The sequence below is a fragment of the Ureibacillus sp. MALMAid1270 genome (genome assembly GCF_049202975.1).
Taxonomy (GTDB): Bacteria; Bacillota; Bacilli; order Bacillales_A; family Planococcaceae; genus Ureibacillus.
In genome coordinates, this window is sequence record NZ_JBMIRP010000016.1 from 1 (window position 1) to 12,908 (window position 12,908).

Annotated in this window: 13 protein-coding genes; 4 read left to right on the top strand and 9 right to left on the bottom strand. The window is 32.1% G+C overall.

Going from position 1 to position 12,908, the window contains the following annotated elements; translation table 11 throughout:
* Nucleotides 1–310 precede the first annotated feature (310 nt).
* The 4 genes from ACOQFO_RS01145 to ACOQFO_RS01160 form a co-directional block, all read right to left on the bottom strand.
* Entirely contained in the window at nucleotides 311–463 is a 153-nt protein-coding gene (locus tag ACOQFO_RS01145; protein ID WP_421687880.1) for a YpzG family protein, read from the bottom strand.
* Between the two features lie 340 nt (nucleotides 464–803).
* Nucleotides 804–1,976 (bottom strand): MFS transporter, encoded by a 1,173-nt coding sequence (locus tag ACOQFO_RS01150; protein WP_421687881.1) that lies wholly within the window; start codon nucleotides 1,974–1,976, stop codon nucleotides 804–806.
* A gap of 3 nt (nucleotides 1,977–1,979) precedes the next feature.
* Nucleotides 1,980–3,125: an MGDG synthase family glycosyltransferase gene (locus ACOQFO_RS01155; RefSeq protein ID WP_421687891.1), complete on the bottom strand. Its 1,146-nt coding sequence runs from the start codon at nucleotides 3,123–3,125 to the stop codon at nucleotides 1,980–1,982.
* 363 nt (nucleotides 3,126–3,488) lie between these two features.
* Nucleotides 3,489–3,989, bottom strand: coding sequence for a pyridoxamine 5'-phosphate oxidase family protein (locus ACOQFO_RS01160; protein WP_421687882.1), 501 nt, complete (start codon nucleotides 3,987–3,989; stop codon nucleotides 3,489–3,491).
* Between the two features lie 183 nt (nucleotides 3,990–4,172).
* Between ACOQFO_RS01160 and ACOQFO_RS01165 the strand changes: the two genes are divergently transcribed.
* From ACOQFO_RS01165 to ACOQFO_RS01175, 3 genes are all read left to right on the top strand, one after another.
* On the top strand, nucleotides 4,173–4,400 hold the full coding sequence (locus tag ACOQFO_RS01165) for a phosphate-starvation-inducible protein PsiE (protein WP_421687883.1): 228 nt from the start codon (nucleotides 4,173–4,175) through the stop codon (nucleotides 4,398–4,400).
* Nucleotides 4,401–4,477: 77 nt separating this feature from the next.
* Complete coding sequence (locus ACOQFO_RS01170; protein ID WP_421687884.1) at nucleotides 4,478–5,044, top strand: flavodoxin family protein; 567 nt, start codon at nucleotides 4,478–4,480, stop codon at nucleotides 5,042–5,044.
* Nucleotides 5,045–5,208: 164 nt separating this feature from the next.
* Nucleotides 5,209–5,475 carry a YqhV family protein gene (locus tag ACOQFO_RS01175; RefSeq protein WP_421687892.1) on the top strand — a complete coding sequence of 89 codons (267 nt, stop codon included), beginning with the start codon at nucleotides 5,209–5,211 and terminating at the stop codon, nucleotides 5,473–5,475.
* A gap of 24 nt (nucleotides 5,476–5,499) precedes the next feature.
* Here ACOQFO_RS01175 and corA read toward each other — a convergent pair whose 3' ends face one another.
* A complete protein-coding gene (gene corA / locus ACOQFO_RS01180; RefSeq protein ID WP_421687885.1) occupies nucleotides 5,500–6,462 on the bottom strand; it encodes a magnesium/cobalt transporter CorA in 963 nt (320 codons plus the stop codon).
* Between the two features lie 213 nt (nucleotides 6,463–6,675).
* Nucleotides 6,676–7,632, bottom strand: a complete 957-nt coding sequence (locus tag ACOQFO_RS01185; RefSeq protein WP_421687886.1) for a bile acid:sodium symporter family protein — start codon at nucleotides 7,630–7,632, stop codon at nucleotides 6,676–6,678.
* A 262-nt stretch (nucleotides 7,633–7,894) separates the two neighbouring features.
* On the opposite strand from ACOQFO_RS01185, the gene ACOQFO_RS01190 reads away from it, so the two are divergent.
* A complete protein-coding gene (locus tag ACOQFO_RS01190) occupies nucleotides 7,895–9,607 on the top strand; it encodes an ABC transporter ATP-binding protein (RefSeq protein WP_421687887.1) in 1,713 nt (570 codons plus the stop codon).
* 141 nt (nucleotides 9,608–9,748) lie between these two features.
* Here ACOQFO_RS01190 and ACOQFO_RS01195 read toward each other — a convergent pair whose 3' ends face one another.
* Genes ACOQFO_RS01195 through ACOQFO_RS01205 form a run of 3 tightly spaced genes read right to left on the bottom strand, consistent with a single transcriptional unit; the run spans nucleotide 9,749 to nucleotide 12,759 of the window.
* Entirely contained in the window at nucleotides 9,749–10,834 is a 1,086-nt protein-coding gene (locus ACOQFO_RS01195) for a Ger(x)C family spore germination protein (RefSeq protein WP_421687888.1), read from the bottom strand.
* Entirely contained in the window at nucleotides 10,827–11,906 is a 1,080-nt protein-coding gene (locus tag ACOQFO_RS01200; protein ID WP_421687889.1) for a GerAB/ArcD/ProY family transporter, read from the bottom strand. Before ACOQFO_RS01200 ends, ACOQFO_RS01195 begins: the two co-directional genes overlap by 8 nt.
* Before the next feature lie 19 nt (nucleotides 11,907–11,925).
* Complete coding sequence (locus ACOQFO_RS01205) at nucleotides 11,926–12,759, bottom strand: spore germination protein (RefSeq protein ID WP_421687890.1); 834 nt, start codon at nucleotides 12,757–12,759, stop codon at nucleotides 11,926–11,928.
* Between the last annotated feature and the right edge of the window lie 149 nt (nucleotides 12,760–12,908).

Here is a 12,908-nt window from a genome sequence, read left to right on the forward strand (position 1 = left end):
TATGGCTCACAATCTCCTGAAAGTAGCAGGCATCCGCCAGCTACTTTCACTAAAAATTAAAGAAAATGGAAAACAGGTGAATCGGAAAACTAAAATTGCCATTCACCTGTTTTATAATTTAGGGGCTTTTTGGACAGCCCCAATTTTCACTCATCTTCCATGATACGCTCACCCTCAATGCAATGCATTCATTACTTTAAAAAGTAAAATGTATGCTTTAGTTGAAGGTGCTTCGGCGGTTTGTCCAAGACAACCCCTCCCTGTATATCATTTCGGATACAGTGAATGTGCTTCACAAAATCCTAAATGATTACCAATGATGCGCTTTCGCGTTACTTCTCAAAATCTGGTTTGACAGAGAAACCTCTGTTCGACCATTGATTAGAGATTTTTGCTTCCTTGGTTTTTGATAATTACGGCCAAGCTCACGAGATCTAGGATTAAAATGCCCTGGACCACTCAACGGTGCTCACCTCTCATCATCATTTTGGATTGCTTTGTGAAACATTGTTAGTATGAGAACGATGAAGTTATTTATTCAATAATTTCAATTTAAAAATTAAGTGCAACTTGAATAATTTTAAATGCATTTCTCATGATAAATTTACGTGCTGATATGAGCGAATTTTGGGCTGTTTTGAGAAACTTCAGGTCATACCCAAATAATTGAGCAACTATTGCACAGAATTGAGCAACTTTTCCACGCAATTGAGCGACTTTCATGTAGAATTGAGCAACTTTCTCACGTCGTCAAATGCAATCAAAAAAATAAACAGCTTGTGTATAATCAACAAGCTGTTTTTTTACGTATTCGTATTCAGTTCTTTTTTCTGTTTTCTAATTGCGTAGAAGAAATAGAATACTGCTACTCCTCCAAAAATGACTGCGCTAGCCTGAATAGTTGCCATCGTTTCATAGGATTTTGCTAACACTCCACCAAGTGCAGGACCAATCATTACACCGAGTCCTTGTAAACTAGAGAAGATTCCCCATCCAACAGATTTTAATGACTCAGGTATATACCCTGCAATAAAAGAATTCCATGCTGGAAGGAATAAAGCATAAAACACGCCTAAAACGATCACAACTGTTATAATCATAGCAAGACTTGGTTTTGTTCCAAGTGCAAATAATGCAGTCGCAAAAATTAGAAAACCAATAATACATAATATAATTTTATTTTTTACATTATCAACCAGTTTACCAAGCGGAACAAGAGCTACTACTAAACTCGCACCGCCGATAAGTATTAATAATGTATACTGATTCGTTGAAAGATGAAGATCCTTCATTGCAAATACCGGAAGAATCGGTATTAACATTCCCATTCCAATACCTTGGAAAAGGATCCCGGGAACTACAACCTTACTACTTTTCACGAGTTCCTTAGTGATATCCCATTGCTTTTTGATATCTACTTTTTCAACACAGATATTTCCCGTATTCACAATGGTATACATAATCCAAGCAATCAAAGTTAAACATGGTAAAAACCATAATAAATGATCTATATTAAACTGAATTAAATAATTCATCACTACATAGCCAGAGCCTAATCCCAATAACCATCCAAGATAGACAACACTAATTCTTTGCCCTCGTTTATGTCCTGCAGCTTTTGTAAGCAAATAAATCCAAATTGGACATACGGCAATTCCTGTAAATAGAGTACTGATAACTACGGTAAAACCATTCGGCCATAAATTAAATATGGATAAGCTTAGTGTCATCACAGCAAAGCTTAAATGTAATACCCTATTACTACCAATATTCTCAATTACATATCCCATAACGAAGTTCGCAAATGTATCACCGATAAAGTGAATTGAAATTGCTACACCTACGATTGCTAAAGAAATTCCTATTGGATTAATAGAAAGACTTGGTAGATAGCTAATTACATAAGCTCCTCTAACAAATTCAACTATTACTAAAGGGATAATGAGTAAATAGAATTCATATTTAGTCGATTTCATATATTAAACGATTATCCTATTCATTTTTTCTTTGTCCGCATGCAAGCACATAACATCTTCTACAATAACCCTTGCTGCATGTTCGTTATACAATTCCTTCATATTTTTTTTCATTTGCATACGAAGTTTTTCATCTTGAAGTAAATTTAATATACTATCAAGCAATTTGCTAGATTTTGTAACTTGTACTGCTGCCCCTTTACTTTCAAAGAAAATTGCATTTTCTTTTTCTTGACCAGGAACTGGACGATATAAAATTAGTGGTACTTGAACCGCTAATGCTTCACTTAAAGTAATACCACCCGGTTTTGTAACCATTACAGTGGCCATTTTCATTAATTCGTCCATTTTATTCGTAAAGCCTAGGATTAATGCGTTTTTATTGTCAGCGAATTTTGATGTTAATGTATTTTTTAGCTCTTCATTTTTACCGCAAACAACAATGACTTGATTGTTGTTTACTTCTAAAAGCTTATTTACCATTTCATCAATATCTTTCAACACACCAAAAGCACCCGCAGCGATTAATACAACAGGTCTGTTCATATCAAGTTGATATGCATCAAATAAAGCTTTCTTATCGTATTCAGTTTCAAATACTGGATCAATTGGTATTCCAGAAACTTTAATACGCTCACTTGAGAATCCAAGTTTCATCAGATCACTTTTTAACGTTTCAGAAGCAACATAATATCTGTCCACTTCCTCATGGATCCAATTTTTATGTGCATAGTAATCAGTTACTACATGAACAATTGGAATTTGAGCGCCTGTTCTTTTTCTAAATTCAGGAACAACAAGCATTGGGAATGTATTTACAATAATGTCTGGTTTTACTTCTTCAACCAAATCAATTAATGTCGACATACCGTACTTATTTAAGAAATCGTAAGATACGATTCTTTTATTCTTGCTGCCGCCGTAGTAGAGAAAACCGTAAATTTTTTGACCATAAGTAAAACTTTTTATATATAAATATTTCGAAGCTTTCGTTAAAATAGGATGCGAAGCTAAATATAAATCGGACTCAACGATATTTTCTTCAGTTACCCCTTGTTTTAAGAACATATCTTTTAAAGTTTTAGTTACCTTTAAATGACCATTGCCATAGCTACCTGTTAATATTAAAATTTTCGGGTTCCATGTCATTTTTGTCACCTTTTATCACCTTCGTTAAAGTATATATATCAATTAAGATTACATTACATTTATTAACCATTTATAAATTTACTATTAAGATTAATAATATATGCAAATCTACCCCCTAAATTTCATATTTAGGTAAAATTAAATCTATAATGTTTTATTATATGTGATTAAAGTACGTAATGTATAGTACCCTATTATAAGTGTAACACCTAATTGCCCAGATTTCATTCACAAATTTTATCTAGGTATCTGATATTATACTATATCGTAAATAATAGCAAAATGTAAATTCTTGCAAATTTTTGTTAAGTATTACAAAAAGAGTGTAGAATCATCCATTTAAACGACTCTAACACTCTTTTTTTAATGACTCATTGCATTACTAAATTTACCGGTTATTTTTTCAATTTCTACTTCAAAAAGTTCAGTTTTTGGAAGTGCAGGGTAGCCACCTTTTTCAAATTGCCAATTTGGATCCCCATATTTTTTCCAGAGTTGATCGTAAAACCATTCTTTTTTTACATCATCTATTATATGCTTAATTGTTCCAAATATGACTACACTTGTATAACCTAATGCTGATTGACAAGCATATTTTTTCCCAGGAACAACTTGTCCCATTTCACTTACTTCAATTGAAACTTTATTATTGGATTTAACATTTGTCCAGAAATGGCTTTCACGTAAATTTCCTATATGAATATACAGTTTACTTCCACCTTCATAAACATATACAAATGGAATTACATATGGATACCCATCTTCTCCAACAGTTGCAACATGGGCTACTTTAGCAATTTTTAGGAATTCTTCAGTTTCTTCCGGAGTAATCTCTCTCTTTTTATTATTCATTATTCCTTTCATATCCCCATCTCCTCTCTTTAATATATATTCTAAATACTTGTTTATTCTCCTTTAATTTTCTTCTAAATTTTTCACTTACAATTGTTGGCTATTATTATTTCTTAAATAGCGAAAATATGTTAAGATAATGCTGAATATTAAATACGCTATGGCGCATTGATACTATAGTAGGGGGTAAGGTTAATGGGTAGTAAAGTACAGAAAGTAGATGCAAAAATCGTACCAGAACGTCTTGAAGAAGCTTTAGTAGAACGTGATCGTTTAATTATGCAAATTATAATTAGCGTTTTAGATGAAAAACAAATTCTAGAGCGTCACATTCTAAAAGAACGTGTAGCGAACTTAATCGAGCTATCTAAACACGATGACGATTTAAAAGAAACAATTCATGCATTAATTAACAAAATTTAATATGACTTATTCATAAAAGACATACATAGATTTCTTTATGTACGTCTTTTTTTATTTTTTTAAAGGAGGAGGTTCCTATGAAAATTGTTGCTTTTATCGGTAGTTCAAGATCAAACGGAAATACAGAGAAACTAACAGATGTATTTTTGGAAGGTATTGATTTTAAGAAGGTATATTTAAAAGATTTAACGATTAAACCAATTGAAGATAAACGTCATACAGAGGAAGGTTTTTCTATAGTTGATGATGACCACGATTTCATCATAGAAACAATTTTAGAAAGTGATGTACTAGTATTTTCGACACCAATCTATTGGTATAGCACTTCTGGCTTGATGAAAAATTTGATCGATCGTTTTAGTCAAGCCATCCGAGACGAAAGATATCCTACTTTTAAAGAACACCTTAAAACGGTAGAAACATTTGTCGTCGCTGTAGGGGGAGACAATCCAAGAATTAAAGGATTACCGCTAATCCAACAGTTTAAATATACATTTGATTTTTTAAATATGCCTTTTACTGGCTATGTCATCGGTAAAGCAAGTAAACCTCAGGAAATACTACAAGACAAAATTGCCCTATCCCAAGCAAAATTGATGAATCAACAATTAAAAAATCTCATTCAATCAAAATCCAATAGTTAATTAAAATGGAGGTGCCGTTAAAGTCACCTCCATTAGTCTTCTCCTATCTTTCTTCCTTTGTTGTAGTTATGAGATTGGAATAATCCCTACCAAATTTGGACAAATATTTCAGATTGGACAAACATACATTTTCAGTGAAGAAATATAAAATATCAGGAGATGACATTTTGGAAAGTGCATTATTATACATGGTATTATTACGCATATTTTCGGGAAGCGTTGATATTGCTGCAGCTGGATTAATGTTTAAATTTAATGATCTTGAAAAAGCATTAGTCATTAATACAATGCTAGCTCTTGTTGGTCCAACTGTTATGATTATTACGACAGGTATCGGAGTCTCTGGTTTAGGCGATAAAATTTCTTTAGGAAAAATAATCTTCTTATTAAGTGGAGTCGCATTAATTTTAATTAGTATGAGGATGAAATAAATAATAAGTTTGAACGAACTACTTTTATTTAAACCAACCACGCCACCAGAACCAAATTAGCATTAAACCACCTATTACGACCATCAAACCAAGCGATATAAAGTACCCATAATCCCATGTTAGTTCAGGTATATTTTTGAAATTCATACCATAAATTCCTGCGATAAATGTAAGTGGTGCAAAGATGGAAGTGATGATCGTTAATGTTTTCATTACTTTATTTGTTTGATGTGAATTTAACGATAAATAACTATCCCTTATATCTGCCGTTACTTCACGATTTGTCATCACCATTTCGGAAAGTTTCAAAAGATGATCGTAAATATCATTAAAATATACTTTTCTCTCTTCAACTCGATTTAAATTTAAATGATGCGAATTCAACATACGATAAAGTAAATCACGCATTGGATTTATTATATGAAGGAGATTCAATAGCATGTTCCTTGTTTCAAAAAGTTCATCCATTAATTGATCCATGGATTTTTTATCTGTTTTTTTAATCATTGATTCTAATTCGTCTTCAATTTTGTAAACAAGTGGGAAATAATTGTCGACGATTTTATCTAAAATCTCATAAAACACATAATAAGGATCCCATTTTTCTAACGTTACTTGAGCTAATAATAAATTCCATACTTTTGTTATTTCTAGTGATGGGTTTTTATGAAAGGTGACAATATAATTCTCGCTAACAAAAAAATCAACTTCATCTTTCTGTATTTCAAGTTCTTCCACACGAACAGCGTGTGTTACATAAAATGTGTACTCTCTATAGTAATCTAACTTTGCTCGTTGGAATTCCTGAACACAGTCTTCTATAGCGAGCGGATGAAAGTGAAATGTATTCGATAAATGTTTAATTTCTTCCTCTGTCGCTTCACTAAAATCAACCCAATACCATTTGAAGGACAATAAATCCACGGTTTCAATGGATGTGTTTTTTTCAAGATGGTTATCATTTGTAATACCAATGAATTGAATCATTGCGGCTAATACCTCTTTATAGAATATTGTTAATATGAATTGTAAGTATGTTCAGTTTTAACAAGTCTTTTCTATTTTAAGCGCTAGTTGATATAGCTTACATATTATTTTGATGACACCTATGATGAATAAATAATAAGGTTGTTGGATAGTTATTCTATCGATAAAAATAAAGCCCTCTCTTCAACATTTAATAGAATTTTCAGGTCAATCTCATTCTATTAGAACTGGATGAACTTTTGCTTTATATTTTTCTAGTATTTTACTAAACTGCGCTGCTAACACTTGTTGGAAGAGCATCCCGAATACCACTGGCATTACAACTTTAGGTGGGAAATAAGTTGTGGCAATAACGACACCTACAGCGATATTTCTCATACCGCCTGTGAAAATAAAAGTTGTAATAATACTAACGTCTTTCCAAAGGTAATGACCAAATAGTAAACATAAAACATAGCCTGATACTGCCAATACAAAAACGACTAAAATTACCCCGAATATTTCCCAAGTAATATTTTCAAAGAATGGTGCAACTGCGCTACTATTAATCATGATAATGAAAAATAAGCATAACTTTTGGAAAGGTGCCATTGGCTTGCCAACCGTCTCCACGATTTTCCCCTTGGTTAGTTCATTGAGAATTACACCTGCAATTGATGGTAATACAATCATCCATAATAAATCGACCATAATAGAAGTTGTATCAATACTTACCGCTTCACCTACTACTATGTATGATAATGCAGGTACAATAATTGGTGCTAACAATGTATCTATTAAAATAATGGATAATGCGAGTGCAATATGTCCCTTACTAAAGCTTACCCATATAAAACTCGTAACTCCCGTTGGAATCGCAACAGAAAGGACAAATCCAATTGTTAATAAATGATCATGAAATATGACCGTTGATACTAAATACGCCCAAATTGGCATAAGGATATGTAAAAAAGCGATGGTGATTAAAATCACCCATGGGTATTTTGAAAAACTAGTTAACCCTTTAAAGTTCAAACTTAAACTACCTAAAAAAGTCATGATTGCAAAAATCCATGGTACAAGAAACAATAAATGATTCCCTATATCCGCGATTAACACACCTATGACAAGGGAGATTGGTGTCAGGATGGGCATATACTTTTGAAGCCACTTATTTAATCCGCTTAACATAGTGAACCTTCTTTCAGATTTATACTAATTTCATAAAATCAATTATTAACATCTCTATAAATTAATGAAACTATTGTACTCCTAATTGATAGAATATGGAATAAATTAGATTTATGATTAAACTTACACTACTGAATAAATAATCATTGCAGTTTAAGGGATTTACCACTAAATTTGATTGCAATTCTCAATTATTATAGAATATTGTTAATATTGAATGATATTTTCTACAAATTAAACATGAAAGAATAAGAGGATTTTTATGATATTTCGATTTTTATCTTACTACAAGCCTCATAAAAGGTTATTCATAATCGACTTTAGTAGTGCGATTATCGTTGCCGTTTTGGAACTAGCCTTCCCTGTGGCTGTACAGTGGTTTATTGACCACCTACTTCCAACTGGTGAATGGGATACTATTGTGAAAGTGAGTATTTTATTATTACTTACATATTTACTTAGTACGTTATTAAACTTCATCGTCAATTATTTAGGACATAAGCTCGGTATTAATATCGAAACGGATATGCGTCAGCAATTATTTGACCATTTTCAAAAGCAGTCCTTTTCCTTTTTCGATAATATAAAAACCGGGCACGTCATGAGCCGAATTACGAATGACTTGTTTGATATCGGGGAATTTGCCCATCATGGACCCGAGGATTTCTTCATTGCAATCATGACATTCATCGGTGCATTTGCAATTATGTTCACGATCAATCCAACCCTTGCTTTCATCATTCTTGTAATGGTGCCATTCCTTATTTGGCTCATTACATACTGTAACAAGAAGATGAATACAGCATGGAAGGACATGTATGGGAAGATTGCAGATGTAAATAGCCGTGTTGAAGATAGTATTTCTGGGATTCGTGTTGTGAAGTCTTTTACAAATGAAGATTTTGAAACAGAACGCTTTAGTAAACAAAACGGCTTTTTCCGAAAAGCAAAATTATATGCCTACAAAATTATGGCTGGTACACATTCTAGTATTTATATGATGACTCGCCTATTAACACTTATTGTATTAGTTGTAGGTGCGTGGCTTAGTTTTAATGGGCAACTTACATATGGTGAATTTGTAAGCTTTGTTTTATTTACCAATGTACTAATTAAACCAATTGATAAAATTAGTGCCTTATTAGAATTATATCCTAAGGGTATGGCTGGTTTTAAAAGATTTACAGAGATGTTAGATCATCAACCTGAAGTTGCAGATCGACCAAATGCAATTGAAGTTAAGAAACTGAATGGAGATATTACGTTCGATAAAGTATCCTTTAGCTATGAAAACAATAAAAAAGTGCTCGATCAAATTTCCTTTGATGTAAAAGCGGGAGACACAATTGCTCTAGTAGGGCCTTCTGGTGCAGGGAAAACAACCATTTGTTCACTCATTCCACGTTTCTACGATGTTGAAAGTGGTTCTATTAGTATCGATGGTATTGATATTCGTGAGATGACTCAACAATCGTTGAGAAAACAAATTGGGGTTGTACAGCAGGATGTATTTCTGTTTGCAGGAACTATTCGAGAAAATATCGCCTATGGACAGTTAGACGCGAGCTTTGAAGATATTCAAAAAGCTGCCGAAAAAGCTCACTTAAAAGAGTTTATCGAAGGATTGGAAAATGGATATGATACTGAAATAGGAGAACGAGGATTAAAGCTTTCTGGTGGACAAAAACAAAGGTTGGCTATTGCTCGTATGTTCTTGAAGAACCCTCCTATTTTAATATTGGATGAGGCAACATCGGCTCTGGATACAGAAACAGAGAAAATTATTCAGCAATCCCTTAGTGAACTTGCTCAAAATCGTACAACCTTAATAATTGCCCATCGATTATCGACCATCCGTGATGCCGATCAAGTCCTAGTCATCACACCAAATGGTATTGAGGAACGTGGAACTTATGATGAGCTTGTCGCTGCAAAAGGAATATTTGCAAATTTACATCATATTCAATTTCAATAATAAATAATGAGATACCCCGATTTCACACACTTACCAAAGTAAGTACATAAATCGGGGATTACTATTTTAGAAACTATTTTTTGACTGATCTTGTAGCATAAAACATTGGCACATTGTGTTCATGAAGTAGATACTCCCCCATTATTTAACCAATCCTGTATCTATAATGGTTACGGTTACAGTAGGGTTAATGTTTACTCGATCAATTGACTTGGGCCAGTCTAGGTTTTTCCATGTCTGATAATCCATTTTTCTTTTTATATACTTTCCTAAACCGAGATTATCTATTTGATGTTCCTTCATAATTTCTAATATTCCGTGTATTTCGTTTTCTAAATATTCTTGAATATCCCCCTCCACCTTTGCGATTTTGTTCTCATCATTAATATCTATTTCTCCTTGGTACTCCACTAAATAACCTTTGAGATCAATTGACAAATTTACATCTATATCTTCATTATTATTTAATTCAACTTTTATACTTATTTTATTCTTTAAAAAATTAAATAATACATCCTCTTCTTTATTAATTTTAATTGGTAATTGGCCCTTTTTAAACTCACCAGTTAAAAGAAAGAAAACTCTTGCTTTTGTTTCTTGTAAGGATATTTTTAACTGATCATCACTAAATAATCCAATACCTTCCACCAGTATTCCATCTTTAGATGGTAAAATAATTGGAGCAATAGGATCAATAGCGTCATCTAGGTAATCTTTCGCAAACTTATGTATATCCATTTCAGGAATGGCATTTAACTTTGCTTCTTTTGTCAAAAGCTTTTCGATAACACTATCAACCATTTTATAATTTGGATAGTCTTTAGATAGCATTTGTTGTGGGCTGCCTTTTACAAGAGACAGTTTTACAGTTGGTCTTAAAACTGGATCACGATAGAATGTATCGATTAAATCCCAAACTCCTTTTTCTGCAAGTTTCTCTTCAATTAGAATACTTCTAACTTGTCCTAAAACTAGATTTTTATCTGTCTTTTTGTTCAAAAATAGCATTGATGCTCTTGGAGTATCAACAACAATAGTGTTAGTTTGCTGTTCTAAGGTTTCTGCTATTGGAAATGAGGCGGTTACTTTAAGCTTTCCAATATCCTCTCCTTCCTCATTTGACTCATAACCTAATGTATGAATAAATCCTAACTCCTCAACAATTTTTTGGTCCATACATCCCGATTGCATCAACAAGATTAGACTAATCAGTAAAATTCTAGCCATTACTTCTCCTTTTTTTAAAAATAATCATTAATAATAATATTGGTAAGAAGACTGATATGAACAATTGAACTTTTGTTAAGGTAGATAACAAAATGACTAACTCTTTTTTTGTTACAAAAACGAGCGTTGATAGATATCCAACTGTCAATAACACAAAAACAATAAGATTATCACTCCATTTAACCACCCTTTTTAATGTAACTAAACTAATCCAGACATACATTGTAATAGTAATTAACACCTTTAAATAAAATAACATAAAAAGGATAGAGTCCAATCGTTCAACAAATTCAAATTCGATATGTTTTATTAAAGTTACTACTGGGTAAACTTGATGAGTTAACTGTTGTATACTGTTAAATCCATAACAAAATATAGTAACAATCAAATATACAAAGGAAGTATATAAGTGACCCCAAAAAACATATTTAAAACCGCTTTTCTCTTTACTTATATACGGGAACATAAATAGGATTACTTCAAATCCTAGAAATGCAGTATATACTTCGATTATCCCTCCATAAAAGTCGGTATTTTCATTAAACAAAAATGTAGAAAATTGCAAAAAAGAGAAGTCAGGAACAAAATGTAATAAAAAAAATATTATTGGTGCAGATAAAAAGAAAAATATAGTAGTGATATGAACAATTGTTATAATTCCTCTTGTAACAAGGTAAAAAGTAAGAATTAATGTTATTAGTACAAACCACTGTATATCAGTTTGAGGAAAATATAGAAACTTCATAACATGTACATAGTGTTTTGCGATTGTAACCGAAAGAATGGACCAAAATATGCTCAAAAAAATATATAAAGGCATTAATATTATCTTAGCCTTTGAATTTAAACTCTCAAATGTTTCAAAAATCGACTCACCTTTACTAAATCGATAAATTGTAGCAATCAATCCAATATGAATCAAAACAACAACGGAAATAGGTATAATCATGATCCAACCGTTATATCCAAAATGAGTGGCTATAATATTTGGTAAGCTAAAGAACACTATACCTATTTGAGTCATATAGGTAATATAAAATAAATAGAACGGTTTAAATTTTTCATTTTGCATATTTAGTCTCCTCATTAACTTATTTCTTAAAGAACTGATAAGGAGCACGAATAATAGTATCTTTTAAGTCCTTCAAAGATAATGGTGCTATAGGTTTAAAATAATACTCCCCCATATTTTTTATACTGCAAAGATGAATTAATAAAATAATGAGTCCAAAAATTATTCCAAAGAAGCCCGCTATTGATGCAAGAATAATAAAAATAAATCGAGAAATCCTTAAAGAAGCGGTCATTATAATATGTGGAACTACAAAAGAAGATATAGCAGATATAGAAACAACTATAATTAGTATATTACTGCTAAAACCAGCCTCTACTGCAGCAGTACCAATAACTATACCTCCAACAATACCGATTGTTTGTCCTATTTTAGACGGTAGTCTTGCGCCTGCTTCTCTTAACAACTCAATAATACTCTCAATAATTAATGCCTCAATAAGTGGGTTAAATGGCACATCACTTCTAGATTTAATAAACTGCTGCAGTAAATTAACAGGAATAATCTCATATTGAAACATAGATACTGCTACATAGAACGCAGAAGCAAATAATGTTATTACTAATGCAGTAAATCTTAATGCCCTAGATAGAGTACCAAGTAACCATCTTTGGTTGTAATCATCTGGAGATTGAAAAAATTCAAAAAAACTAGTAGGGGTTGATAATGAATAAGGACTACCATCTAACAAACAAATAACTCTTCCCTCAAGCAACTTTGATGTTGAAACATCTGGACGCTCTGTCGTAAAATATTGTGGGAAAATAGAAAGGGGCTTCTTGTCTAAGTATTGTATTAGTTGATTTAAATCATTTATCCCTTTTATGTCAATGCCTTTGATTCTTTCTTGCAATTCTTTAACTAAATAGAGTCTCGGAATAAATAACAATTTTTCTGGGTGAAATGAACCAAAATTACTGGAAATTGGATTGGAATGGCCTGCACACTCATTATTTTCATTGTATTTTCAAAAATGTCCATGACAAAGAAACCTATTGCCAT